Annotated in this window: 17 protein-coding genes; 13 read left to right on the top strand and 4 right to left on the bottom strand. The window is 70.8% G+C overall.

Annotated elements, in window-relative coordinates; genetic code table 11:
• Nucleotides 1-24: 24 nt before the first annotated feature.
• From ACZ5VC_RS04080 to ACZ5VC_RS04035, 10 genes are all read left to right on the top strand, one after another.
• Nucleotides 25-1,953, top strand: a complete 1,929-nt coding sequence (locus ACZ5VC_RS04080; RefSeq protein ID WP_469118523.1) for a TIGR03960 family B12-binding radical SAM protein — start codon at nt 25-27, stop codon at nt 1,951-1,953.
• A gap of 89 nt (nt 1,954-2,042) precedes the next feature.
• The gene (locus tag ACZ5VC_RS04075; protein ID WP_469118522.1) at nt 2,043-3,215 is read left to right on the top strand and encodes a hypothetical protein; all 1,173 of its coding nucleotides are present in this window, start codon (nt 2,043-2,045) and stop codon (nt 3,213-3,215) included.
• Nucleotides 3,216-3,339: 124 nt separating this feature from the next.
• Nucleotides 3,340-4,119: a TIGR03936 family radical SAM-associated protein gene (locus ACZ5VC_RS04070; RefSeq protein WP_468705905.1), complete on the top strand. Its 780-nt coding sequence runs from the start codon at nt 3,340-3,342 to the stop codon at nt 4,117-4,119.
• Nucleotides 4,120-4,354: 235 nt separating this feature from the next.
• Complete coding sequence (locus ACZ5VC_RS04065) at nt 4,355-8,254, top strand: Rne/Rng family ribonuclease (RefSeq protein ID WP_469118521.1); 3,900 nt, start codon at nt 4,355-4,357, stop codon at nt 8,252-8,254.
• A gap of 366 nt (nt 8,255-8,620) precedes the next feature.
• Entirely contained in the window at nt 8,621-9,739 is a 1,119-nt protein-coding gene (locus ACZ5VC_RS04060; protein ID WP_469118520.1) for a DegT/DnrJ/EryC1/StrS family aminotransferase, read from the top strand.
• Complete coding sequence (locus tag ACZ5VC_RS04055; protein ID WP_468705895.1) at nt 9,736-10,752, top strand: Gfo/Idh/MocA family protein; 1,017 nt, start codon at nt 9,736-9,738, stop codon at nt 10,750-10,752. The genes ACZ5VC_RS04060 and ACZ5VC_RS04055 overlap by 4 nt, the downstream gene beginning before the upstream one ends.
• 97 nt (nt 10,753-10,849) lie before the next feature.
• Nucleotides 10,850-13,438, top strand: a complete 2,589-nt coding sequence (locus tag ACZ5VC_RS04050; RefSeq protein ID WP_469118519.1) for a glycosyltransferase family 4 protein — start codon at nt 10,850-10,852, stop codon at nt 13,436-13,438.
• Nucleotides 13,439-13,458: 20 nt separating this feature from the next.
• Nucleotides 13,459-15,045, top strand: coding sequence for a glycosyltransferase family 4 protein (locus ACZ5VC_RS04045; protein WP_469118518.1), 1,587 nt, complete (start codon nt 13,459-13,461; stop codon nt 15,043-15,045).
• A gap of 44 nt (nt 15,046-15,089) precedes the next feature.
• Nucleotides 15,090-16,670: a glycosyltransferase family 2 protein gene (locus tag ACZ5VC_RS04040; protein WP_469118930.1), complete on the top strand. Its 1,581-nt coding sequence runs from the start codon at nt 15,090-15,092 to the stop codon at nt 16,668-16,670.
• Nucleotides 16,667-17,950 carry a nucleotide sugar dehydrogenase gene (locus ACZ5VC_RS04035; protein WP_469118517.1) on the top strand — a complete coding sequence of 428 codons (1,284 nt, stop codon included), beginning with the start codon at nt 16,667-16,669 and terminating at the stop codon, nt 17,948-17,950. The genes ACZ5VC_RS04040 and ACZ5VC_RS04035 overlap by 4 nt, the downstream gene beginning before the upstream one ends.
• An 83-nt stretch (nt 17,951-18,033) precedes the next feature.
• Here ACZ5VC_RS04035 and ACZ5VC_RS04030 read toward each other — a convergent pair whose 3' ends face one another.
• The 4 genes from ACZ5VC_RS04030 to ACZ5VC_RS04015 form a co-directional block, all read right to left on the bottom strand.
• A complete protein-coding gene (locus ACZ5VC_RS04030) occupies nt 18,034-19,572 on the bottom strand; it encodes a N,N-dimethylformamidase beta subunit family domain-containing protein (RefSeq protein ID WP_469118516.1) in 1,539 nt (512 codons plus the stop codon).
• Between the two features lie 178 nt (nt 19,573-19,750).
• Entirely contained in the window at nt 19,751-20,914 is a 1,164-nt protein-coding gene (locus ACZ5VC_RS04025; protein WP_469118515.1) for an acyltransferase family protein, read from the bottom strand.
• A gap of 107 nt (nt 20,915-21,021) precedes the next feature.
• Entirely contained in the window at nt 21,022-21,618 is a 597-nt protein-coding gene (locus ACZ5VC_RS04020; protein WP_469118514.1) for an acyltransferase, read from the bottom strand.
• Nucleotides 21,615-23,213, bottom strand: a complete 1,599-nt coding sequence (locus ACZ5VC_RS04015) for a glycosyltransferase (RefSeq protein WP_469118513.1) — start codon at nt 23,211-23,213, stop codon at nt 21,615-21,617. The genes ACZ5VC_RS04020 and ACZ5VC_RS04015 overlap by 4 nt, the downstream gene beginning before the upstream one ends.
• Nucleotides 23,214-23,640: 427 nt before the next feature.
• On the opposite strand from ACZ5VC_RS04015, the gene rplU reads away from it, so the two are divergent.
• The 3 genes from rplU (at nt 23,641) to obgE (ending at nt 25,819) form a co-directional block, all read left to right on the top strand.
• Nucleotides 23,641-23,961: a 50S ribosomal protein L21 gene (gene rplU, locus ACZ5VC_RS04010; protein ID WP_015033583.1), complete on the top strand. Its 321-nt coding sequence runs from the start codon at nt 23,641-23,643 to the stop codon at nt 23,959-23,961.
• A gap of 14 nt (nt 23,962-23,975) precedes the next feature.
• Entirely contained in the window at nt 23,976-24,230 is a 255-nt protein-coding gene (rpmA, locus tag ACZ5VC_RS04005; RefSeq protein WP_468705879.1) for a 50S ribosomal protein L27, read from the top strand.
• A gap of 149 nt (nt 24,231-24,379) precedes the next feature.
• A complete protein-coding gene (obgE, locus tag ACZ5VC_RS04000) occupies nt 24,380-25,819 on the top strand; it encodes a GTPase ObgE (protein ID WP_469118512.1) in 1,440 nt (479 codons plus the stop codon).
• Nucleotides 25,820-25,914 lie beyond the last annotated feature (95 nt).

Below are 25,914 nucleotides of genomic sequence, written 5' to 3'. Positions count from 1 at the left end.
CCTGCCAGCTCACGAAGGTTCGAGATGTCTGCTGCCGAGTCTGTCTTCCCGCAGCTCGAAGCTCTGCTTCCGCATGTGCAGAAGCCGATCCAGTACGTCGGTGGAGAGCTGAACTCCACGGTCAAGCCCTGGGAGAGCTGCGATGTCCGCTGGGCGCTCATGTACCCGGACGCCTACGAGGTCGGGCTCCCCAACCAGGGCGTCATGATCCTTTACGAGGTGCTGAACGAGCGCGAGGGCGTTCTCGCCGAACGTACCTACAGCGTCTGGCCGGACCTCGAAGAGCTGATGCGCGAGCACAACGTGCCGCAGTTCACCGTGGACAGCCACCGGCCCGTGGGCGCCTTCGACGTCTTCGGACTGAGCTTCTCCACCGAGCTCGGCTACACCAACATGCTCACCGCCCTGGACCTCGCCGGCATCCCGCTGGAGGCCAAGGACCGCGGCCTCGACGACCCGATCGTCCTGGCCGGCGGCCACGCGGCCTTCAACCCGGAGCCGATCGCCGAGTTCATCGACTGCGCGGTCATCGGCGACGGCGAGCAGGCCGTCCTGGACATGACGGAGATCATCCGCGCCTGGAAGGCGGAGGGCCGCCCCGGTGGCCGCGAGGAGGTCCTCTTCCGCCTCGCCAGGACCGGCAACGTCTACGTCCCCGGCTTCTACGACGTCGAGTACCTGCCCGACGGCCGTATCGCCCGCGTCGTACCGAACAAGTCCGGCGTGCCGTGGCGCGTGTCCAAGCACACCGTCATGGACCTCGACGAGTGGCCCTACCCCAAGCAGCCGCTCGTGCCGCTCGCGGAGACCGTCCACGAGCGCATGTCCGTCGAGATCTTCCGCGGCTGCACCCGCGGCTGCCGTTTCTGCCAGGCCGGCATGATCACGCGTCCCGTGCGGGAGCGAAGCATCACCGGCATCGGCGACATGGTGGAGAAGGGTCTCAAGGCGACCGGCTTCGAGGAGGTCGGCCTGCTGTCGCTGTCCTCCGCGGACCACACCGAGATCGGTGACATCGCCAAGGGCCTGGCCGACCGGTACGAGGAGGACAAGATCGGTCTGTCCCTCCCGTCCACCCGCGTCGACGCCTTCAACGTCGACCTGGCCAACGAGCTGACCAGGAACGGCCGCCGCTCGGGCCTCACCTTCGCCCCCGAGGGCGGCTCCGAGCGCATGCGCAAGGTCATCAACAAGATGGTCTCGGAGGAGGACCTGATCCGTACGGTCTCCACCGCGTACGGCAACGGCTGGCGCCAGGTGAAGCTGTACTTCATGTGCGGCCTTCCCACCGAGACCGACGAGGACGTCCTCCAGATCGGTGACATGGCCGTCAAGGTGATCGCCGAGGGCCGCAAGGTCTCGGGCCAGAACGACATCCGCTGCACCGTCTCCATCGGCGGCTTCGTGCCCAAGCCCCACACGCCGTTCCAGTGGGCGCCGCAGCTGAGCGCCGAGGAGACCGACGCGCGGCTGGAGAAGCTCCGGGACAAGATCCGCGGCGACAAGAAGTACGGCCGCTCGATCGGTTTCCGCTACCACGACGGCAAGCCCGGCATCGTCGAGGGCCTGCTCTCGCGCGGCGACCGCCGCGTCGGCGCCGTGATCCGGGCCGTCTACGAGGACGGCGGCCGATTCGACGGCTGGCGTGAGCACTTCTCGTACGACCGCTGGATGGCCTGCGCCGAGAAGACGCTGCCGGCCTTCGGCGTGGACGTCGACTGGTACACCACGCGCGAGCGCACCTATGAGGAGGTCCTGCCCTGGGACCACCTGGACTCCGGTCTCGACAAGGACTGGCTCTGGGAGGACTGGCAGGACGCGCTGGACGAGACCGAGGTCGAGGACTGCCGCTGGACGCCGTGCTTCGACTGCGGTGTCTGTCCGCAGATGGACACGCACATCCAGATCGGCCCGACGGGCAAGAAGCTGCTCCCGCTGACGGTCGTCAAGTAGCCGGTAGGCGACCAACGCGGCCCAGTAACGCCTGTGCAACGGCCCGGCTTCGGGGAAACCCGAAGCCGGGCCGTTGCGTCATGTCCCGCATGAGCGTCGAGAAGCCACAGCCGTCACAGCTCCAACCGGAAGGCTGTCTAACGGCCTTCATCAGGATCCCGATCCGGATCGTGGTGCTCGTGCTCGTCGTCCCGGTGCGCATGGCCTGGGACGTCCTCGTCGCCGCCGCGCGGGCGATCGACCGGGTGCTTCTCCGCCCGCTGGGCCGTGCGCTGGGCCGGTTCTTCGGCGGGCTCTTCCACTACCTGGCCGTGGTGCCGGCCCGCGCGCTGTACCGCTGGGCCCGGGTCGCCGGCCGTGCCGTCGCGGCGGCGGCGACGTGGCTCCACGCCGCGGTGCTCACCCCCCTGGGCCACGGTCTGCTGTGGCTGGCGGACGTGCTGTTCGTGCGGTCCTGGACCGTCCTGTGGCGGTACGCCGTCGTGCCGTTCGTTCGCTACGCCCTCGTCGTCCCCGCCCTCTGGACGTACCGTCGGCTGCTGACCCCGCTGTCCACGGCCGTGGGCTTCCTGATCGTGACGCTGATCGTCCTGCCCCTGGGGGCGCTGTGGCGGTACGTCGTGGTGCCGGTGGCCCGGTACGGGGTCGCGGTACCCGCCGTTTGGCTGTACCGGGTGGTGCTGACCCCGCTGGGCCGGGCGCTCGTGTGGTCGGGCCGGGCGCTGCTGGTGTGGCCGTGGGTAGGCCTGTGGCGGTACGTCGTGGTGCCGGTGGCCCGGTACGGGGTCGTCGTGCCCGCCGTCTTCCTCCACCGCTGGGTCCTCGTCCCGCTCGGGCGCCTCCTGCGCCTCGTCTGCCGTGAGATCGCCGACGCCGTCGCGGTCTGCTGGCGGATCGCCGGGTACATCTCCCGGGCGGTCGGCCGCGCGATCAAGTGGCTCGCATGGAACCTCGTCGGCCGGCCCGTCCGCTGGTGCTACCGGGCCGTGGTCGCGCCCGTCGGCCGCTGGATCCGCGACAGCGTCTGGGTGCCGGTGCGGACAGCGGTCGCCGAGGCCGGCCGGGTGACCCGGGCGGCCCTCCGTTCCGCGCGGGAGGCCGTGCGCCAGGCCCGCCGCGACGCCTGGCGCGCGCTCATCGGAGGAGCGCGCCCGTCCGAGCCTGGGGAACCGGCGAGGGCCCTTGCGCGTACTCTGGGTAGTACAACAAACGCCCCAGGCACGGCTGCCTCACCCGAGATCTCCCCGCGAACGCCGGGATGAGCCGGGCGGCGCCCGCCGGGGTCACCGCAGTCACGAGGGCGGCGCGCCCCCCGCGCCCGCCCCGCACCGAGGAGAAGAACCACTGGGCAAGCGACAGCCCGAAGGCCCGCCGCCCGCACCGGCGGTGCAGCGCATCCGACTGCGCTACACCAAGCGCGGCCGCCTCCGGTTCACCAGCCACCGCGATTTCCAGCGTGCGTTCGAGCGGGCGCTGCGGCGCGCCGAGGTGCCCATGGCGTACTCGGCGGGCTTCACCCCGCACCCGAAGGTGTCGTACGCCAACGCCGCTCCCACCGGCACCGGCTCCGAGGCCGAGTACCTGGAGATCGCCCTCACCGAGGCACGCGACCCCGACAAGCTGCGCGAGCTGCTCGACGAGTCGCTGCCGACGGGCCTCGACATCACCGACGCGGTCGAGGCCCGGACCTCCGGCCTCGCCGACCGGTTGACCGCGTCCGTGTGGGAGATGCGGCTCGACGGAGTGGAGCACACCGACGCCGAGCAGGCGGTCGAGACCTTCCTCACCGCCGAGACGGTCGAGGTCCAGCGCAAGACCAAGAACGGAATGCGGACCTTCGACGCCCGCAGCGCCGTGGCCGACCTGCGGGCCGTTCCTTCCCCGGCTGATAGGCCGGGGCCGGAGCCCTGTGCGATACTGCGGCTGGTTGTTCGGCACGTGACACCTGCCGTGCGACCCGACGACGTCCTGTCCGGTCTCCGAGCTGTGGCCGACCTGGCGCCGCCGGTCCCCGCAGCGGTGACCAGGCTGGCGCAGGGGCTCTTCGACGAGGAGTCCGGCACGGTGACCGACCCGCTCGCGCCCGACCGCGAGGCAGTCACGGCCGCTCCACCCAAGGCCGCCGCGACCGCTTCAGCGACGGCGCCCGGTACCGGTGCCGCGTAGGGAGCGGTCGTCGTAGCGCAGCCCTCGTACTCGGGAGCCACCTGGGTCGGGCCGCGCACTGACCAGAAGACTTTCGCCAGGCCGTGCGTGCAACGCGTACGGAACCGGCGAGCCACACATAGAGCTCCCGTGCGGCGCCCGCGCCCCGGACAGCGGCACCGCGTTACTCACGCGGACGTGCCGCCGGACCGGAACCAGGCGCGGCGCCCGGGAGCGTGACGGGAGAACCGCCCGCATGCTCGGACCGAACGAACCCGGCAACAACGCCGCGGACCACAACGACAACAGCCCCAGCGACACGCTGCCGCCGCGCCGCAGGCGCCGCGCGGCGTCCCGCCCCGCGGGCCCGCCGGTGAACGCCGCTGTGGCGGACGTCACCGAAGCGCCGGCCGCCGCCGTGTCGGCGCCGGACACCACGAACGCCTCCTCCGCCGAGGCGCCCGCCGCCGAGGCCGCCCCGGCGCGGCCGCGTCGCCGTGCGACCCGTAAGGCGACGGCTCCGGCCGGTGCGCCGCAGGTCGAGGCCGTCGAAGCCGTCGAGGCAGCCCCGGAGGCCGCTCCGGTCGCCGAGCCGGTCGAGGAGACCGCCGCTCCGGCGCGGCCGCGTCGCCGTGCCACCCGTAAGGCGACGGCTCCGGCCGGCGCCCCGCAGGCCGAGGCCGCCGAGGAGCCCGTCGAGGCTCCTGCCGCTGTCGAGGAGGCCGCCCCGGCCCCCCGCGCACGCCGCCGTGCCACCGCCGCCGCGGGCGCCCCGCAGGCCGAGGCCCCTGAAACTTCCGAAGCCCCCGAGGCCGCTCCGGTCGCCGAGCCGGTCGAGGAAACCGCCGCTCCGGCCCGTTCGCGCCGCCGTGCCACTCGTAAGGCCACGGCCCCGCAGGCCGAGGCCGCCGAAGCCGCCGAGGAGGCCCCCGAGGCCGCTCCGGTCGCCGAGCCGGTCGAGGAGACCGCCGCTCCGGCCCGTTCGCGCCGCCGTGCCACCCGTAAGGCCACGGCCCCGGCCGGCGCGCCGAAGCCCGAGGCCGCCGAGGAGCCCGTCGAGGACGGCGAGTCCCTGCCGGCGGACACCGTCGCGCAGATCGCCGCGTCCGGGGCCGAGGTCAGCGCGGCCGAGAAGGCCGCGACCCGTGGCCGTACGCGCCGCCGCGCCGCCTCCCCCGAGTTCACCGCGGAGCCCGCCGCGCCCGCCAAGGCCGAGCAGTCCCGCGGCCGCCGCGCCGCCCGGCCCGCCGTCGCCGTGTTCCAGGCGCCGGTCTTCACCGAGCCGATGTTCCAGACCCCGGAGACGGCCGCCGCCGCGCACGCGGCCCGCGCCGCCGAGCCGGACGAGGTCGAGGAAGAGATCACCGAGCCGGAGATCACCCCGGTGGCCGAGGCCGCCGAGAAGCCCGAGGCGGGTCGTCGTCGCCGCCGCCGTCGTGGTGAGCACGCCGCTGAGGCCCCGGCCGCCGCTGCCCCGGTCGAGCCGGCCGAGGTCGAGGAGGAGCCTGAGACCGAGGAGGCCGCCGCCGAGGCCGAGGAGTCCGACGAGTTCGAGGACCGTCCCTCGCGCCGCCGCCGCCGCGGTGGACGCCGCCGTCGCCGCGGCGAGCTCGCCGACGCCGACGAGGCCGCCGACTACCGCGCGGACGAGACCGCCGAGCAGGCGGCCGAGCCCGAGGACGAGGAAGAAGAGGACGAGGAGTCCGAGGAGCACGAGGGCGACACCCCGTCGGCCGCGGGCACCGCCAGCTCCCGCCGTCGTCGCCGTCGTCGTCGCCGCTCCGGTGACACCGGTACCGACGCCGAGGCCGGCGCGGAGGAGGACGGCGTCCGTACGGTCGTCAAGGTCCGCGAGCCGCGCCCCGCGCGCGAGAAGGCCGAGCCGTCCGACGAGGTGCAGTCCATCAAGGGCTCGACCCGTCTGGAGGCGAAGAAGCAGCGCCGCCGCGAGGGGCGCGAGCAGGGCCGCCGCCGTGTGCCGATCATCACCGAGGCCGAGTTCCTGGCCCGCCGTGAGGCCGTCGAGCGCGTGATGGTCGTCCGCCAGAACGGCGAGCGCACCCAGATCGGCGTCCTCGAGGACAACGTGCTCGTCGAGCACTACGTCAACAAGGAGCAGGCCACCTCGTACGTCGGCAACGTCTACCTGGGCAAGGTGCAGAACGTCCTGCCGTCCATGGAGGCCGCCTTCGTCGACATCGGCAAGGGCCGCAACGCCGTCCTGTACGCCGGTGAGGTCAACTTCGAGGCGCTCGGCATGGCCAACGGGCCGCGCCGCATCGAGACCGCGCTCAAGTCCGGCCAGTCCGTCCTGGTACAGGTCACCAAGGACCCGATCGGCCACAAGGGTGCCCGTCTGACGAGCCAGGTGTCCCTGCCCGGCCGCTACCTGGTGTACGTGCCCGAGGGCTCGATGACCGGTATCAGCCGCAAGCTGCCCGACACCGAGCGCGCGCGTCTGAAGACGATCCTCAAGAAGATCGTCCCCGAGGACGCGGGCGTCATCGTGCGCACCGCCGCCGAGGGCGCGAGCGAGGACGAGCTGCGCCGCGACGTCGAGCGTCTGCAGGCGCAGTGGGAGGAGATCCAGAAGAAGGCGAAGAGCGGCAACGCCCCGACCCTTCTCTACGGTGAGCCGGACATGACCGTCCGGGTCGTCCGCGACATCTTCAACGAGGACTTCTCGAAGGTCATCGTCAGCGGCGACGAGGCATGGCAGACCATCCACGGTTATGTGTCGCACGTCGCGCCGGACCTGACCGACCGGCTGTCCCGCTGGACGAGCGAGGTCGACGTCTTCGCGACGTACCGGATCGACGAGCAGCTGATGAAGGCGCTGGACCGCAAGGTCTGGCTGCCCTCCGGCGGTTCGCTGGTGATCGACAAGACCGAGGCGATGATCGTCGTCGACGTCAACACCGGCAAGTTCACCGGCCAGGGCGGCAACCTCGAGGAGACCGTGACGAGGAACAACCTCGAAGCGGCCGAGGAGATCGTGCGCCAGCTGCGTCTGCGCGACCTGGGCGGCATCGTCGTCATCGACTTCATCGACATGGTCCTGGAGTCCAACCGCGACCTGGTGCTGCGGCGCCTGCTCGAGTGCCTGGGACGGGACCGTACGAAGCACCAGGTGGCCGAGGTCACCTCGCTGGGCCTGGTCCAGATGACCCGCAAGCGGGTCGGCCAGGGTCTGCTGGAGTCCTTCTCCGAGACCTGCGTCCACTGCAACGGCCGTGGCGTGATCGTGCACATGGAGCAGCCGACCGCCCCCGGCGGCGGAGGCGGCGGCAAGCGGTCCAAGAAGCGTGGCCGCGGTGGCGCCGACCACCCGCACGAGCACGAGCACCTCGAGGTGGTCGAGGACGAGACCGAGGCGGAGGTGGCGGCCGAGGCCGCCGAGCCGATCGCGCTCCCCGAGCCCGAGTTCGTCCCGGACGAGGAGCTGTACAGCAGCCCCGCCGAGGCGGAGGCCGCTGCCACGCGTGGCCGTGGCCGCCGTCGGGCCGGCCGTAAGGCGTCCGCTCCGGCGGGTGCGCCGAAGCGGGTCGAGGAGCCGGTGTTCGAGGCCGAGGCCCCGGCCGCCGAAGCCCCTGTCCTGGAGGTCGAGGCCGAGGTCGAGGCCCCGGTCGTCGCGGCGCCGGTGGTGGAGGCCGAGCCGGTCGCCGAGGAGGCCGCCCCGGCTCCCCGTGGCCGCCGTCGCGCCACGCGCAAGGCCACGGCCCCGGCCGGTTCGCCGAAGCCGGCGGACGAGGCCGAGGCCGCCGCGGTGATCGTCGTCGCCGAGCCGGAGAGCACGCCGGAGCCGGTGGCGGAGGCGCCCGTGGCCGAGGTTCCCGCCGAGGAGGCGCCCGTCGCCGCCCCGCCGAGGGCCCGTCGCCGGGTGGTCCGCAAGGTCACCGCTCCCGCCGGGTCGCCGGCGGGTGGCGCCGAGGCCGCCGTGGTGGTCGTCAGCCATTCGGCCCCGGAGCCCGAGACGGCGTCCGAGGACGAGGCGGCTCCGGCCAAGAAGACGGCCCGCAAGGCCGCCACGAAGGCCACGGCGAAGAAGGCCGCAACCAAGAAGACGGCGGCCAAGAAGACCGCGGCGAAGAAGACGACCGCCAAGAAGGCGGCCAAGACGGCCGCCAAGAAGACGGTCGTGGCCGACCAGCCGTGACCGCCTTCGGTGACAGTGGTCACGTGAAGCTGAACAATCGGTGAGGATCGGTTGAATGATCCGTGTTCCGTCCCGGAGCCCCCGGGGCGGAACACGGATTCGTTTCTCAATCGATGCCGTGGCCCGTTAACGGCCCAGAAATCGACTACGAAATTCCTGATAATGTGACGCCGGTCGCTGCCGTGGGCGGGCCCCGCCCGGAGACTACGGTCGGTGACCGACCCGGATCCGGGACAGACCGGTCCCAGCATTCCTCGGTAGGGCGTCGGCATCGCGCCGGAGGGGTACGCGCGGCCTCGTAAGACGTCCGCTGCACCCCTTGACCTCTGCCACATAGAGCTCTTGCGGTGTTCAAGGAGGACGTCCATGCCGAGCATCAACGAGCAGCCCATCCCCGCTGCCCGCCCGGTCATCGGTGAAGAAGAGATCGAAGCGGCCGTACGCGTATTGCGCACGGGCCGCGTCGTACAGGGCCCCGAGGTGGCCGCGTTTGAGGAGGGATTCTCGGAGCTGGTCGACGGCCGTCACTGCGTCGCCGTCAACTCCGGTACCTCCGCGCTGCATCTCCTTCTGATGGCTCTGAACATCGGCCCGGGCGACGAGGTGATCGTCCCGTCGTTCTCGTTCGCCGCCTCGGCCAATGCCGTGCGACTGGTCGGCGCCGAGGCCGTCTTCGTCGACATCGAGGCCGACAGCTTCAACATCGACCCGGCCGCGGTCGAGGCCGCGATCACGCCGCGTACCGCCGCGATCATGCCGGTCCACATCTACGGCAACCCGGCCGCGATGGACAAGATCATGGCCATCGCCGACAAGCACAAGCTGGCGGTCGTCGAGGACGCCTGCCAGGCGCACGCGGCGGCGCTGAACGGAACCCCGGTCGGCGCCTTCGGCTCCGGCGGCACGTTCAGCTTCTACCCGACGAAGAACATGCACTCCCTCGAGGGCGGCATGATCTCCACGGCCGACGCCGAGATCGCGCGCACCCTGCGCCTGCTGCGCAACCAGGGCATGGAGCAGCGCTACGCGAACGAGATCGTCGGCGCCAACATGCGGATGACGGACGTCAACGCCGCCATCGGCCGGGTCCAGCTGGGCAAGCTCGGCGGCTGGACCGAGCAGCGCATCGCGAACGCCTCGTACCTCACGGCGAACATCACCGCTCCCAACGTGGTGACCCCGATCGTCGCCGAGGGCGCGCGTCACATCTACCACCAGTACACGATCCGTGTGCGGGGCGACCGTGACGCCGCGATGGCGAAGCTGACCGAGGCCGGCATCGGCAACGCGGTGTACTACCCGACGCCGATCCACCGTCTGAAGCCGTACTGGGAGCCGGACCAGAAGGCCGGTCGCGTCTGGGACCTGCCCGAGACCGAGCGCGCCGCCGCCGAGGTCGTTTCGCTCCCGGTCCACCCCTCCCTGACCGAGAACGACCTTGAGCGCATCGTCACCGCCGTGAACGCGCTGGGAGAGAACCTGTGACTGCCGCTGTACTGCGAGCCGGCCTGATCGGCCTCGGCTCCATGGGACGCCACCACGCCCGTGTCCTCGCCGGACTCGAGGGCGTACAGCTGGTCGGCGTCGTCGACCCGATGGGTGACAAGAACGGCTGGGCCCAGGGTGCCCCCGTGCTGTCGACCGTCGAGGAGCTCATCTCCCTCGGCATCGACTACGCCGTGGTGGCCTGCCCGACCGCGCTGCACGAGGAAGTCGGCCTGAAGCTGGCCGAGGCCGGCATCGGCGCCCTCATCGAGAAGCCCGTCGCGGACACCGTCCCCGGCGCCCGCCGTCTCGTCGAGGCGTTCGAGAGCCGCGGCCTGGTGGCCGGCGTCGGCCACATCGAGCGCTGCAACCCGGCGCTGCGCTCGCTGCGCAGCCGTCTGGAGGCCGGCGAGCTGGGCGAGGTCTTCCAGGTGGTCACCCGCCGCCAGGGTCCCTTCCCGCACCGCATCGCCGATGTCGGCGTGGTCAAGGACCTCGCGACGCACGACATCGACCTCACCGCCTGGGTCACCGGCCAGGAGTACACCTCCATCGCCGCCCACACGGTGTCGAAGTCGGGCCGTCCCCACGAGGACATGGTCTCCGCGGTCGGCAAGCTGACCGACGGCACCATGGTCAACCACCTGGTGAACTGGCTGAGCCCGCTGAAGGAGCGATTCACCTCGGTCACCGGTGAGAAGGGCTGCTTCATCGCGGACACCCTCACCGCCGACCTCACCTTCTACTCGAACGCCGCGCAGGCGACCGAGTGGGAGGCGCTCCAGGCGTTCCGCGGTGTCTCCGAGGGCGACATGATCCGCTACGCCATCCCGAAGCGCGAGCCGCTCCTGGTGGAGCACGAGCTCTTCCGGGACGCGGTGCTCGGCAAGTCGGACGACATCTGCACGCTGCGTCAGGGTCTCCGTACGGTGGAGGTGGCCGCAGCGGTGCTGGAGTCGGCCGCCCAGGGCAGTACTGTCCGTTTCGACCACATCAGCGGCGGGACTGCCTGACCCACCTCGGCGCGGACCCCGCCGCTTGTCCCCGGTTCCCTTGTCCGCAAGGGGGCCGGGGACGCCGAACTCCTGTCCCACCCGGAGGAAGTACGTAATGGAATCCCCTGCCCGCAGGCCGAGGCTCGCGGTGATCGTCGCCAACGGCATCACGGGCGACTCTCGCGTTCAGAAGACCGCTGTCGCTGCGGCGCGAGACGGCTGGGACGTCACCTTGGTGGGCAGGAGCGACACCAAGCGCGTCCAGCACTCGAAAATGGGCCCGATCGACGTGATCCGGGTTCCCGTGGGCACGGAATACCTCCGGGCGGTGAACGCCCGCAAGGCCCACCCGCTGCGCGCCGCCGCCACCCAGTTCCATCTGCAGGACCAGGCCGCGCTCAACCGCTACACGGCGGCGTACCGCGCCTGGGTCCGCGAGAAGTCCTCCGAGAGCATCTGGGCCGGTACCCCGCGCCGCGCGTCGCTCAAGGCGATGCTGCGGGCGCGCCGGGCCGTGCACCGCTTCCGCGTCCGGGCGTTCAAGTGGGAGCAGCGCCGCCGGCCCAAGGACCCCGCTCCGGTGCGCGACTGGCGCCTCGACTGGCCGCAGGTGACCGATCTCGACCTGGCCTTCGGCCCGGTGCTCGAGAAGATCAAGCCGGACGTCATCCACGCCAATGACGCGACGATGATCGTCACGGCCGCGCGCAGCGCCGCCCGGCTCGCCGCCGTGGGGCATCGCTGTGCCTGGCTGTACGACGCCCACGAGTACATCAAGGGCGTCGAATGGCCCAACGCCCGTCAGGCGTACGCGCTGCCCGCGATGGAGGCCGAGTTCATCGGCCGTGCCGACGCGGTGGTCACCGTCTCCACACAGATGGCGGAGCTGCTCAAGAACGACCACAAGCTGCGCAAGCTTCCTTTGGTCGTGGGCAACTCGCCGGTACGTGAGGTGATCGGCGGCGGGAAGGCCAAGTCCTCCGTCCGCGAGGCGTGCGGCCTCGGCCCCGACGTGCCGCTCATGGTCTACTCCGGCTGGATCGGCCGCGAGCGCGGTGTGGACGCCGTCATCGACGGCCTGCCGGAGCTTCCCGGCTTCCACCTGGCGCTGGTGGTGGGCCGGACGACGCCGCTGCTCGAGGAGCTCCTCGCGCACGCCGAGACCCTCGGGGTACGCGACCGTATCCACCTGGTGCCGTACGTGCCGCAGCACGAGGTCGCCGACTACCTCTCCTCCGCGGACCTGGGCCTCACGCCCTTCAAGCGCGTCCCCAACTGCGAGGTCTCGCTGCCGACGAAGGTGTCGGAGTACCTCCAGGCCCGGCTCCCGCTGGTCACCAGCGATGTGAAGGTCATCAAGGCGTACGTCGAGGAGCACGGCCTGGGTGAGGTCTTCACCTGGGACGACCCGAAGACGTTCGCCGTGGCCGCCGCCCGGGCGATGGAGAACCGCGAGCAGCTCGCCGAGCGCATCACGGAGGAGATCCTCACCGAGCTGTCGTGGGAGGAGCAGAGCGGCCGTCTCATGCAGCTGTACCGCGAGCTGTCGAAGAAGACGCCGCCCGGCCCGCGCACCGACGTGTCGTGGACCGTCCAGGAGACCCCGGGAGCCGTCCGTACGGTGGAGATCACCACCCCGGACGGTCAGCCGGTCTGGAAGAAGCTCGGTGCCACCCGGGTCAAGCTGGGCCTCGGCCCGGCCAACTACGCCGGCCAGGCGGCCGCGTACGCCCAGGCGATCACGCGCATCAACCCCGACGTGTCCGTCGAGGTCGTGATGAACAAGCGCCCGGACTCCTTCGACTACCCGGCCGACGTCTATGTCGACGCCACCCGGCTGCGCGAGCTGGAGGTGCAGTTCCAGCAGGTCGAGCGGGTCGTCGGCCGCTACACGCACCTCCTCGTCGACGCCTTCATGCCGGTGTTCGGCTACCTCAACGGCTCCTCCGTGGCCGGGGACCTCGCCGCACTCAAGCAGGCCAAGGTGAAGGTCGGCCTGCTGGCCCACGGCAGTGACATCCGCCATCCCGGCAACCACATGCGGCGCCACGCGTTCTCGCTGTTCCACGACGCCCCCGAGGGCATCGCCGAGAAGCTCCAGGCCAAGGCCGAGCTGAACAAGCGGATCGCGGACGAGAGCGGGCTGCCGCTGTTCGTCACTACCCCCGACCTGCTCGACGACCTGCCGACGGCCACCTGGGCTCCGCTCGTCGTCGACGTGCTGTCCTGGGCCAGTGAGCACCCGGTCATGGAGCGCGAGCGCCCGGTGGTGCTGCACGCCCCGTCCAAGCGCTGGACCAAGGGCACCGACCGGATCATGCCCCTGCTCACCGAGCTCCACGACAAGGGCGTCATCGAGTTCAAGCTCGCCGAGGGCATCCCGTGGGCCGAGATGCGTGAGCTGGTCCAGAGCTGCGACCTGGTGCTCGACCAGTTCACCACCGGCAGCTACGGCACCTTCGCGGTCGAGGCGATGGCGGCGGGCCGCCCGGTCGTCGGCTACATCAGCGACGAGGTCAAGGCGGTCACGCAGGGCGCTCTGCCCATCGTCAACGCCACCCCGGACAACCTCCGCGAGGTCCTGGAGTCCCTGCTCGCCGACCGCGAGGACGCGGCCCGGATCGGCCGTGACTCGGTGGAGTTCGCCCGTACCTACCACGACGGAACCTGGACCGCGCAGGTTCTGAGCGGTTTCCTCAAGTGACCGGTCCAGAAAGGCTGTTCATGGAAGCGCAGAGTGCCGGCGCGCCCCGCCCCACCAAGGGCCGCGTCGTCATGCTGGTCGACAACAAGGTCGAGGGCGACTCCCGGGTGCAGAAGGCCGCCGAGTCCGCCGCGGCCGCCGGCTGGGACGTGGTCCTCCTCGGTCTCGTCCGCTCCGGCAACGGACGCAGCTGGAAGCTCGGCGACGCCGAGGTCCGGCTGCTGCCGCTGAAGACCCCGCTGGCCAAGCGGCATGCGGAGCGCCACCGCTCGCTGCTGCGCCGCCCGCTCGCCTACCCGCCCGGCCCCCTCGCCGCCTACCGGCGCCAGTGGGCGCGGGCCTGGCGCGCCGATGTCGCGACGCGACGCGCGGCCCTGCGGGTGGTTCCCGACGCCGTCGGCTCGCCGCTGTTCCGCAAGACGGAGAAGGCCCGCCTCGCGGTGGCCGGTCCCGCGTCCAAGTTCATGCAGAAGTGGGTCGGTTTCCGCTCCCGCCAGACCAGCCAGGCCCAGAAGGCCGGCCGCGCCCTGCGCGGCCCGCTGGACCGCGCGTTCACCGCGACCTGGAAGGCCACCAAGGGCAACCGCGCCTGGCGCCGGCTCGAACCGGTCCTGTGGGACTACGAGCTGACGTACGGCAAGGAGATCGACGCGCTCAAGCCCGACCTGATCCACGCCAACGACTTCCGGATGCTCGGTGTCGGCGCGCGCGCCGCCGTTCGGGCCCGGGCCGCCGGCCGTCAGGTGAAGCTCGTCTGGGACGCCCACGAGTACCTGCCCGGGGTGCGCCCCTGGGAGGACAACGCCCACTGGATCCCCGGCAACACCGCGCACGAGAGCGAGTTCGCTCCGTACGCCGACGCCGTCGTCACCGTCTCCGAGGGCCTCGGCGACCTGCTGCGCGAGCGCCACGGCCTCAAGGAGCAGCCGACGGTGGTCCTCAACGCGCCCGACAGGCCCGTCGAGACGGACCCGGCGCTGGAGGACGGCGAGCCGGTCCCGGACCTGCGCGCCCTGTGCGGCATCGGCCCGGACGTCCCGCTGGTCGTCTACAGCGGCTCGCCGGGGCCCCAGCGCGGCCTCGGCGACATGGTGGAGGCCCTGCCTAAGCTGGACGGCGTCCACATGGCGTTCGTCGTGCCCGCCCCCGCGGCCGGGTACATCCAGGGCCTGTTGCGCCGTGCCGAGGAGCTCGGAGTCGGTGACCGTCTGCACGCGGTGCCGTACGTCCCGCACTGGCAGGTGGTGCGCTTCCTGTCCGCGGCCAACGTCGGCTGCATCCCGATCCACCACTGGCCGAACCACGAGATCGCGCTGATCACGAAGTTCTTCGAGTACTCGCACGCCCGGCTGCCGCTGGTCGTCAGCGATGTGAAGACCATGTCCGAGGTGACCCGTTCCACGGGCCAGGGCGAGGTCTGCAGGGCCGAGGACATCGACGATCTCGTACGTGCGATCAAGGCTGTCCTCGCCGACCCCGAGCGCTACAAGGCCGCCTACGACAAGCCGGGTCTGCTCGACACCTGGACGTGGGAGGCGCAGGCCGAGGTGCTGGACGCGCTCTACACGCGCCTGGTCCCCGGCGGTTCCTCCAAGGCGGGATCGTGACGACCACCCCCGACGTCACCGTCGTCGTCGCCGTCTACAACACGATGCCCTACCTGACGGAGTGCCTGAACTCCCTCATCGGGCAGAGCATCGGCCGGCGCCGGCTGGAGATCGTCGCGGTCGACGACGGCTCGACCGACGACAGCGGCGCCGAACTCGACCGCTTCGCCGAGCGCTACCCCGACACGGTCAAGGTGATCCACCAGGCCAACTCGGGCGGCCCCGCGGCGCCGAGCAACCGCGCGCTGGACGTGGCCACCGGGCGCTACGTCTACTTCATAGGCTCGGACGACTACCTGGGCAAGGAAGCGCTGGAGCGTCTGGTCGGCTACGCCGACACCCACGACTCCGATGTCGTGGTCGGCAAGATGGTGGGCACCAACGGCCGTTACGTCCACCAGGCGCTGTACAAGAAGAACGACCCGGACGTCAGCCTGTACGACTCGGCGCTGCCCTTCACCCTCGCCAACACCAAGCTGTTCCGGCGCGAGCTGGTGGAGAAGTACCGTCTGCGCTTCCCCGAGGACGTGCCGGTCGGCAGCGACCAGCCGTTCACCATCGAGGCCTGCGTCCGCGCCCGGAAGATCTCCGTCCTGTCGGACTACACGTTCTACTACGCCGTCAAGCGGGGCGACGCGAGCAACATCACCTACCGCGCGAACCATCTCTCCCGGCTGCGCTGCACCGCGAAGATCATGAAGCACGCGGCCGGGCTCGTCGAGGCGGGACCGCAGCGCGACGCCCTCTTCAAGCGCCACTTCACCTGGGAGCTCGCCAAGCTCGTCCAGGACGACTTCCCGGCCCTGGACCGGGAGACCCGGAACGAGGTGTGCGCCGGCATCGCGGCGCTCGCGGACGAGTACTTCACCGAGCCGCTGCGTGACTCGATGGACGTCCAGCGGCGGGTGCGGATCGCCCTCGCCCAGCGCGGCGCCGTGGACGAACTGGTCGAGGCGATCGAGCTCGACACGCTGCACGGAGGCGCCGGCTTCCTGCTGGAACACGACCGCGCGTTCGTCCGCTACCCCGGCTTCCGGGACGCCCTCGGCCTGCCCGACCGGTACTTCGAGGTCATCGGCGAGAGCGTGGCGGCCCGGCTCGCCGGCGTCACGCACCTGGTGTCGGCCGAGTGGGAACAGAACAACGGCGACCTGGCCCTGTCCCTCGCGGTGCGCCTCGGTGTGACCGGTGACACCTCCTCGGCGGCCCTGCGGCTGATCTCGGGCGCGATGCCCAAGAGCGCCGACAAGCCCGGTGGCCGAAGACTCCCCGCAGGGCATGAACTCCCTCCCGTCGTGGGCGAATCGACCCAGCAGACGGACCCCGACGGCCGGAGTACCACCCTGCGCGCCACCGTGCCCCTGCCGCCCCGTAAAGCCACCCTCGGCGCGCGGGTCCATCTGGATCTGGCAGGCTCGACCTACGAGATTCCGATCCAGACCCGCGGTCTGCCGCTGCCGCTCGCCCGCCGCTGGCGGGAGACCGTCCCCTACCGCGCCTCGGCGAATTCGAACCCCAAGGGCCGACTGGTGATCACCACAGCCCCGCTGTGGGAGCCGTCACCCTCGCTGCGCATGCGGCTGCGCCCCCTGCTGTCCCGGTTGAAGAGGAAAGTAATCCGATGAATATCTGTGTAGTCGCGCTCGGCAAGATCGGCCTGCCGCTCGCCGTGCAGTTCGCCGCCAAGGGCCACAAGGTCATCGGCGCCGACGTGAACGAGAAGGTCGTCGAGCTGGTCAACGCCGGCGTCGAGCCCTTCCCCGGCGAGTTCGACCTCGACCGTCTGCTCAAGGAGACGGTCGGCGCCGGGCTGCTCTCCGCGACCACCGACACCGCCGCCGCCGTCGCCCAGTCCGACGCCGTCGTCGTCGTGGTCCCGCTCTTCGTGGACGCCGAGGGCACGCCGGACTTCGGCTGGATGGACTCCGCGACCAAGGCGATCGCCAAGGGCCTCAAGCCCGGCACGCTGGTCTCGTACGAGACCACCCTGCCGGTCGGCACGACCCGTACCCGCTGGGCGCCGATGCTGGAGGAGGGCTCCGGCCTGACCGCCGGCGAGGACTTCCACCTGGTCTTCTCCCCGGAGCGGGTGCTCACCGGCCGCGTCTTCGCCGACCTGCGCCGCTACCCCAAGCTCGTCGGCGGCATCGACGAGGCGTCCACGGCTCGCGGTGTCGAGTTCTACGAGCAGGTGCTGGACTTCGACGACCGCGAGGACCTGCCGCAGCCGAACGGCGTGTGGGACCTGGGCACCGCCGAGGCGTCGGAGCTCGCCAAGCTCGCCGAGACCACCTACCGCGATGTCAACATCGGCCTGGCGAACCAGTTCGCCCGCTTCGCCGACAAGAACGGCATCGACGTCAAGAAGGTCATCGAGGCCTGCAACTCGCAGCCGTACAGCCACATCCACCAGCCGGGCATCGCCGTCGGCGGCCACTGCATCCCGATCTACCCCCGGATGTACCTGTGGAACGACCCGGAGGCCACCGTCGTGCGCTCGGCCCGTGAGGCCAACGCCGCGATGCCCGAGTACGCCGTGGACCTGCTGGCCGCCGCGTACGGCGACCTCAAGGACGTCCATGTGCTCGTGCTGGGCGCCGCCTACCGCGGTGGCGTCAAGGAGACCGCCTTCTCCGGCGTCTTCGGCACGGTGGAGGCACTGAAGGCGCGCGGCGCGGTGCCGTTCGTCTCCGACCCGATGTACACCGCCGAGGAGCTCGCCGCGCACGGCCTCACCCCGCACCAGGGCGAGACGGTCACCGCCGCGATCCTGCAGGCCGACCACGCCGAGTACCGCGAGCTCGCCGCATCCGACCTGCCGGACGTCACCGTCCTGGTCGACGGCCGCCGCACGACGGACCCGGCCAACTGGGAGGGCGTGCGCCGCGTCGTCATCGGCGGCTGACGCTCCCAGGTCCCGGCACGACAAGAAGTGACGGCAAAGGGCTCCGCCCGGCAGCAGCCGGCGGGGCCCTTTCGTCGTCTTCCCTACACGCGCTTCTGCAGCATCCGGTTGATCAGGTTGTCGGTCGCCTTGCGCAGGGCCTCACGGGGCGCGCGCTGCTTGACCCTGGTGTTCAAGTACAGGTCGTCGTCGACCAGCGCGAGCGGCCAGTGGAAGGTCCCGGCGGCGAACACCATGGCGCCGTTCGGGTACTCGGTGAGGGCGGTGTGCTGGATCGTCGGCCAGGTGACACCCGGGCGGCGGTCGGTGTACGGGGATACCGCGAGCAGCGTTCGCCGGGCGCCCTGCGGGCTCGGGGACTTCGGGTCGTAGGCGTCCGCCTCGATGCCGACCATCCCGGGGAGCTTGTCGCCCTCGCGCAGTCCGGTGCCCGCCCACAGCCAGTGGGTGGCCTCCTTGATGATCATCGGCGCCGGGCGGTCGATCTGCACGATGCCGTTGAACTGGATGCCGAGCAGCCCCTGTTCGGCCAACCGCCGGTCCTTGTGGATCTCCCGCCAGCGGGAGGTCGGTCCCGCCGCGTCGGGCGTCGGGTCGGGCGCCGACTTGTAGCAGGCCATGAGCCGGTTGGTGACGCCCGTGGAGGACGGCTCCATCCGGACGTGGAAGTAGACGTTGTTGGCGCCGAGGAACGCGAGGTGCTTGCCCGCGTCGACGGCCTTCTTGGCCGAGTCGAACATCGGCCGGGACCAGTACTCGTCGTGGCCGGGGAAGAAGACCGCGCCGTACTGGGACGGGTCGATGGTTCCGTCGTGCAGGTCAAGGCTGCTCGCGTAGGTGACATCACGGCCGCTCGCCTCGAGCCAGCGGGCGAAGGCGGTGTCCATGTTGAACCAGCTCGGAGTGCCGGCGCCGCTGTAGGGCCGGTCGAAGGAGACCTTGAACGCCCGCTGTTCGGCGCCTCCGAGCTTCCCGTCGGGCAGATAGCCGCGGTAGAGGTTCTTGCCGATGCGCTTGTCCTTCGGCCACATGTTGTAGGCCTGGTAGGTGGCGAAGGGAATGACGCACAGGATGTCGGAGGTGCGCCGGGGCTCGCGGACGACGAAGGGCGTGCTGCTGCGGTAGCCGTCGTCGGCGGTGAACACGGCCTGGTAGAGGCCGGACATCCAGCTCGCGGGGACGCGCAGCTGCCAGGAGACGGGCCACTTGCACTCGATGGCGCCGGTCCGCGGGTCCGACTCGGGGATGGGGCGGCGCAGGCCGCGCAGCGTGTCGCTCGTCGTCATCAGGCGGGCGCCCGCGCCGCCGTAGTCGCCTATTCGGTAGACGGCGATCCGGTAGGTGGGGGCGCTGCGTACGGAGACATGGAAGGAGATGACTTCGCCCTGGCCCACCGACGTGGTCGAGGCGTACCCCATGATGTCGCCGCTGCGGTCGCCCGAGGCCATGGGGATCTTGTCGTTGGGAATCCAGTCCTTGGACCCCGCCAGCCGGTTCTCCTCGGCGATGGTGCGCGGGGGCTCGACGTCGGCCGCGGGCTCCACGGGCTGGGGGGACGGCTCGGCGGCCTCCGCTTCCCTCTGCCCCGGAATCAGGTTGCCGCGGAAAGCGTAGGTCGCCACCCCGGCTGTCCCGACTCCGAACAGGCCCAGCACTGTACGGCGTGGCGGTTTCGACATGAGCTACCTCCTGAATGAACTCCGGGAGGTAGGACGGGAAAACGCGCGGAGTGGGTTTACTCCGGGTCCGAACTTTCTTCAGGAATCGGACACGGATTGGTCACAGGAAACGGAACCAAGTCTAAGACTTGTCGGCCCGGTTGAGTGCCTCGCGGTCCAGGGCCTTCCGCAGCCAGTTCTGGGCCGGCTTCTCCACCAGCTTGTGCGTGAGCCAGGCCAGCACGATCAGCGCGGCCGTGGTGATGCCCAGCGTCGGCCAGGCGCCCATGTGCGCGTACAGCTTGCGGATCATCGCCCAGCCCAGCTCCTCGTGCAGGAGGTAGAGCGGATAGACCAGCGCGCCCGCCGTGGTCAGCCACTTCCAGTTGAGCCGGTCGAACTTGTGCAGGGCCACGCCCAGCACCAGGAGGTAGAAGACGGTCACCAGGGCCAGCGCGATGTAAGGGTCGCGGTCGTAGCCCTTGTCGCGCAGGCCGTCGGCGTGCTCGACCAGGTCGCTCTGCATCACCAGCCAGCTCGCCCCGAGCAGGCCCCAGAGCTTGAGATCCGGGCCGAACCGGTACATCAGGTACATCGCGATGCCCGCCACGAACAGCGCGGTGTTCAGCGGCTGCGCGAAGATGCCCAGCAGCGGCACGTCCTTGTCCTGCTGCACCAGCACACTGGCCAGCAGCCACACCCAGCTGAAGACGGTGACGCGCTGGTAGTCGAGGCCCTTCCACAGCACCACGAGGAAGATCAGGTAGAAGGTGAGCTCGACCCACAGCGTCCAGTACGCGCCGACCAGGTGCTGTGCCGACAACGGCACCTGGAACATCGTCAGGTTGGTCAGTGAGTCACTGATGCTCGGCGACTTGCGCTGGCCGTCCGGCAGTGCGCGCCAGACGGCGAAGGCGATGAGCACCGAGAACCAGTAGGCGGGGAACAACCGCAGGAAGCGGGCCCGGACGAACTGCCCCGGCGTCCGGTTCCAGGCGGACAGGCAGATGACGAAGCCGCTGATGATGAAGAACAGCTGGACGCCGTAGGACCCGTACGAGGTCACCGGGAAGAGCCAGGGAAAGAGCTCCTTCGGGTTGACGCCCCAGTTGGCCTTCGTGGCCGCGTCGACGCCCGTGAAGTGGAATATCAACACCGACATCGCCGCGACCACGCGCAGCGCGTCGAGCGCGTACAGCCGAGGACGGGCCGTCCTGGGCGCCTGCGGAGCGCTGTCCGCGGGCTTCGGGGCCGTGGTGGCCGTCGTGTCCAGGGGGCCGGGAGCCTGGACGTCGGTCTGGGGCATGTGTCGGCCTCGCTTGGATCGGGGCGCCGGAACCCGGCCATCCTATGCGTACATACGAAAAGAGGGCCTCAAGAGAGGCCCCCTCGGGTCGCGTCCCGCCGGGCGGACTACGCCTCGGTGAGCACGCCGTCCTTCTCCGCGTACAGGCGCCCCGACTTGGGGCACTCCCAGACACCGGATTCGCCCTCGCGCTCGACCAGGCGCACACCCTCGTGGCCCACCCAGCCGATTCGGCGCGCCGGGACACCGACGACCAGGCCGAAGTCCGGTACGTCCTTGGTGACGACCGCGCCGGCCGCGATCATCGCCCAGCGGCCGATCGTGATCGGGGCCACGCACACCGACCGCGCGCCGATGGAGGCGCCGTCGAGGATCTTGACGCCCACGGCCTCCCAGTCGCCGCCGCGCTTCTGCTTGCCCTCGGGGTCGACGGAGCGCGGGTTGTGGTCATTGGTCAGGACCACGGCGGGGCCGATGAAGACACCGTTGCCGAGCTCGGCCGGCTCGTACACCAGCGCGTAGTTCTGCAGCTTGCAGTTGTCGCCGATTTGCACGCCGGTACCGACGTAGGCGCCGCGGCCGACCACGCAGCCTTCGCCCAGCCGGGCCTTCTCACGGATCTGGGCGAGCTCCCAGACGCTGCTGCCGGCCCCGATCTCGGCGCTCTCGTCGACCTGGGCGGTGGGCTGGACCCTGTAGTTCACTCTGCTGCCTTTCCGAGGGCGTCTTCGCCGGTCGAGCATACGTCCCGGCCCGCGCCCAGGATCAGCTGGTCGAAGTGGCTCTTCACATTCGCCCAGTCCCAGGCGACCAGGGCGTGCTCGGACGCCTCGTGGCCGGTCTTCAGCCAGTGGTCCTCGTCCGCCGTGACCTGCACGATCCGCGCCGCCGCCTCGGCGGGCGTCCCCACTACCCACGGGGAGGGGAACAGGGCGCGGGCGCCGTGCGGCCTGTCGGCGAAGAACGGCCAGTCGCGCACCACCGGCACGGCGCCGCTGGCCGCGCCCTCCACCAGGCCCAGGTGCCAGCTCTCCCGCACCGAGCTGCTCAGAATGACACCGACCTCGGTGAGCGCGCCGGCCACGTCGTCGGTCTGTCCCACCTGCCGCACCGCGCCGGCCGCCTCCAGCCGCGACAGCTCGCGCTGGTAGGCCCGGTGATAGCGGGCCGCCGCCGGACCGGCGTCCGGCTGCATCGGACTTCCCACCAGATGGAGCCGGTAGCGCTCGTCCCTCTGCCGCAGCAGGGTGAGGACCTCCAGCGCCCAGCGCGGATCCTTCGCCACCTGGCTGACGCCCACCATGCCGAGCGTGAAGCGCGCCCCGGGCGTCTTGGACCTGACGAAGGGGCCGAGCCGCACCGCGTTGTCGACGACATGCAGCCGGGGCGCCCCCTTCTCCTTCAGCCGGGGGATCGCCGCGACGCAGAAGTCGCGCAGATGCTCGCTGACGAAGACGAGGTCGTCGACGCGGGAGAAGTCGATGATGTGCGGCCAGTGGCTGAAGGCCTCGTAACTGTGCAGGCGTACGACGATCCGGGTCGGCCCGGGATCGACGAGGGTGAAGAACGCCGCCGCGACCGCGCACCAGTCGATGAAGACGACATCGGCCCAGTCGAGGTGCGGCCGCAGCGCCTCCTCGACCTGGCGGCCGTAGTCGGGCTGGCTGCCGAGCGCCCGCTGGATCATCCGCCCCACGCCCTTGGCCAGCGGCGCGAGCACCGGATCGGCAGCGGTGTCGAGGGTCCGCAGCTCCACCCCGGCGTGCTCGGCGTAGTGCTCGAGGACGGGACGGAGGAAGTTGTCGTTGCCGTGGTGGGCCACGAGCAGCCGCAGCGGCCGGTCGGCCGGCGGGGTGGCCGCGGACTCCTTGCGGCCCCTGGGCTTGCGCAGGGCGCGCGCGGTACGGCTCTGGCGCAGCGGCGCGGTGAACCGGCCCGGATTCTCGGCCAGCGGCGAGGTGAGCCCGTCGACGTGCGGCACCCGGTGGAAGGCGAGCAGCAGCGCCTTGGCGGCGGAGCTCGACGCGGCGGCCCAGCGGCCGGCCTCGTGGTCCTCGTCGGCGAGCTCCAGCTGGGCTGCGTACGCCTTGAAGAGATGCCGGGGCACATGGCCCTTGGCCAGGCGCGCCTCGGCACCTTCCACCAGCAGCTCGGTTCTCACCCGGGGGTCCTGGATCCGCTGACCCGCGTAACCGAGCAGCCGCTCCGCGATGACCGGGCGCTCCGACCGGGACATACGAGATATGGCCCAGCGGGCGATGGTCGTGAACCGTTCATCGCGCATGTCAGGTGTCGGCAAGATGCAGCTCCACGATCGAGGCAGGGACACGGACCGTACGGTTAATCGGACCCGAGTGGAACCCCTTCCCGAGGGTATCGCCGACGGGTCGGTTCCCGGTACGGCCCCTTATACGGGCATGACGTCCGAGCACGGTCCAGACCGGTCGGCGGGCGGGGAACCGGTGTATCCGGGACGCTTCCGGACGACCCCCGGGGAGTTGCTCCCCGCCCACCACCCGTTCGGACGCCCGCCGACCCGGTTTGACCCTCCGCAGCCCGGCCCGTAACCTTGACCGTCGGCGTGTTTCCATGCGCGCCAGCTCCTGAGCACCTCCCTCCGGCTTCGGCCTGGAGAGGCCGCTCACCCCATCCGGAGAGCCGCGGGCCCTTGGCCTGCGTGAGCGGCTGGCATCAGGAGTTCCCGTTCGAGCGAGAGAGAGATCCGCGTGTACGCCATCGTGCGCAGCGGTGGTCGCCAGCACAAGGTTGCTGTCGGCGACATCGTTGAGGTTGACAAGATTTCCACTGCCAAGGTTGGCGACACGGTCGAGCTCTCGACCCTGCTCGTTGTCGACGGCGACGCCGTGACCAGCGACCCGTGGGTCCTGGCCGGTATCAAGGTCACGGCCGAGGTCGTGGACCACCACAAGGGCGCCAAGATCGACATCCTGCGCTACAAGAACAAGACCGGCTACCGCCGTCGCCAGGGCCACCGCCAGCAGTACACGGCGATCAAGGTCACCGGCATCCCCGCGGCTGCGAAGTAAGGGACTGAGGAGACATGGCACACAAGAAGGGCGCATCGTCCACTCGGAACGGTCGCGACTCCAACGCTCAGCGGCTCGGCGTGAAGCGCTTCGGCGGTCAGGTCGTCAACGCCGGTGAGATCCTGGTCCGCCAGCGTGGCACCCACTTCCACCCGGGTTCGGGCGTCGGCCGTGGCGGCGACGACACGCTGTTCGCGCTGAACGCCGGTGCTGTGCAGTTCGGCACCTTCCGCGGCCGCAAGGTCGTGAACATCGTTCCCGTCGCCTGATCCAGGCCCGGTAGACGGTTTTCTTCGCGAGGGCGGACCTTCTTTCCGTACGACGTACGGGAAGCAGGTCCGCCCTTTGCTTGTTGTTATGGAGACGCAGCACGTCTCAGAACATTTCGCACGTATGTAAGTAACTGGAGGCACTGAACATGACCACCTTCGTGGACCGCGTCGAGCTGCATGTCGCCGCGGGTAACGGAGGCCACGGCTGTGCCTCCGTTCACCGGGAGAAGTTCAAGCCGCTCGGCGGCCCCGACGGCGGCAACGGCGGCCGTGGCGGCGATGTGATCCTGGTCGTCGACCAGTCCGTCACCACACTCCTCGAGTACCACCACTCCCCGCACCGCAAGGCGACCAACGGGCAGCCCGGCGCCGGCGACAACCGCTCCGGCAAGGACGGCCAGGACCTCGTCCTGACCGTGCCCGACGGCACCGTCGTCCTCGACAAGCAGGGCAATGTGCTCGCCGACCTGGTCGGCGAGGGCACCACCTTCATCGCGGGTCAGGGCGGCCGCGGCGGCCTCGGCAACGCCGCGCTGGCCTCCGCCCGGCGCAAGGCCCCCGGCTTCGCGCTGCTCGGCGAGCCGGGCGAGGCCCGGGACATCGTCCTGGAGCTCAAGACCGTCGCCGACGTGGCGCTGGTCGGCTACCCGAGCGCCGGCAAGTCCTCGCTGATCTCCGTGCTGAGCGCCGCCAAGCCGAAGATCGCGGACTACCCCTTCACCACCCTCGTGCCGAACCTCGGCGTGGTCACGGCCGGCTCGACGGTCTACACCATCGCGGACGTTCCCGGCCTCATCCCCGGCGCGAGCCAGGGCCGCGGCCTCGGCCTGGAGTTCCTGCGCCACGTCGAGCGCTGCTCGGTGCTCGTGCACGTCCTCGACACGGCGACTCTGGAGTCCGAGCGCGACCCGGTCTCCGACCTCGATGTCATCGAGGAGGAGCTGAAGCAGTACGGCGGCCTCGAGGACCGCCCGCGTCTCGTCGTCCTCAACAAGATCGACATCCCGGACGGCCAGGACCTGGCGGACATGATCCGCCCGGAGCTGGAGGAGCGGGGCTACCAGGTCTTCGAGGTCTCGGCCGTTGCCCGTACGGGTCTGAAGGAGCTCTCCTTCGCCCTGGCCGGCATCGTCGCCGAGGCGCGCGCGGCCAAGCCGAAGGAGGAGGCGACCCGGATCGTCATCCGCCCGAAGGCGGTCGACGACGCGGGCTTCACGGTCACGTTCGAGGAGGAAGAGGGCATCTACCGCGTGCGCGGCGAGAAGCCCGAACGCTGGGTCCGCCAGACCGACTTCAACAACGACGAGGCCGTGGGCTACCTCGCCGACCGCCTCAACCGGCTCGGTGTCGAGGACCAGCTGATGAAGGCCGGCGCCCGGGCGGGCGACGGCGTGGCGATCGGCGCCGAGGACAACGCGGTCGTCTTCGACTGGGAGCCGAGCATGATGGCCGGCGCCGAGATGCTCGGCCGCCGTGGCGAGGACCACCGCCTGGAGGCCCCGCGCCCCGCGGCCCAGCGCCGCCGGGACCGCGACGCCGAGCGCGACGACGCCCAGCGCGAGTACGACGAGTTCGACCCCTTCTAGAGCACACCCGCTCACGCGCCGGGGGGGGGGGGGGGGGGGGCGGCGGGGGGGGGGGGGTGGTGCTGTTTCCTTGTTTTTTCGTGCTGGCTTCTACG

The sequence above is a fragment of the Streptomyces sp. NPDC033174 genome, assembly GCF_055577795.1.
The sequence above is the reverse complement of the archived record's forward strand: the minus strand, read 5'-3'. Positions and strand labels throughout refer to the sequence as shown.

Bases quoted from the DNA above. Each gene is read 5' to 3' on its own strand.
- ACZ5VC_RS04045 (WP_469118518.1), top strand. From the start codon at position 13,459: ATGGAAGCGCAGAGTGCCGGCGCGCCCCGCCCCACCAAGGGCCGCGTC.
- obgE (WP_469118512.1), top strand. From the start codon at position 24,380: ATGACCACCTTCGTGGACCGCGTCGAGCTGCATGTCGCCGCGGGTAAC.
- ACZ5VC_RS04040 (WP_469118930.1), top strand. From the start codon at position 15,090: ATGCCCTACCTGACGGAGTGCCTGAACTCCCTCATCGGGCAGAGCATC.
- ACZ5VC_RS04075 (WP_469118522.1), top strand. From the start codon at position 2,043: ATGAGCGTCGAGAAGCCACAGCCGTCACAGCTCCAACCGGAAGGCTGT.
- ACZ5VC_RS04050 (WP_469118519.1), top strand. From the start codon at position 10,850: ATGGAATCCCCTGCCCGCAGGCCGAGGCTCGCGGTGATCGTCGCCAAC.
- rpmA (WP_468705879.1), top strand. From the start codon at position 23,976: ATGGCACACAAGAAGGGCGCATCGTCCACTCGGAACGGTCGCGACTCC.
- ACZ5VC_RS04025 (WP_469118515.1), bottom strand. From the start codon at position 20,914: ATGCCCCAGACCGACGTCCAGGCTCCCGGCCCCCTGGACACGACGGCC.
- ACZ5VC_RS04065 (WP_469118521.1), top strand. From the start codon at position 4,355: ATGCTCGGACCGAACGAACCCGGCAACAACGCCGCGGACCACAACGAC.
- ACZ5VC_RS04060 (WP_469118520.1), top strand. From the start codon at position 8,621: ATGCCGAGCATCAACGAGCAGCCCATCCCCGCTGCCCGCCCGGTCATC.
- ACZ5VC_RS04035 (WP_469118517.1), top strand. From the start codon at position 16,667: ATGAATATCTGTGTAGTCGCGCTCGGCAAGATCGGCCTGCCGCTCGCC.
- ACZ5VC_RS04080 (WP_469118523.1), top strand. From the start codon at position 25: ATGTCTGCTGCCGAGTCTGTCTTCCCGCAGCTCGAAGCTCTGCTTCCG.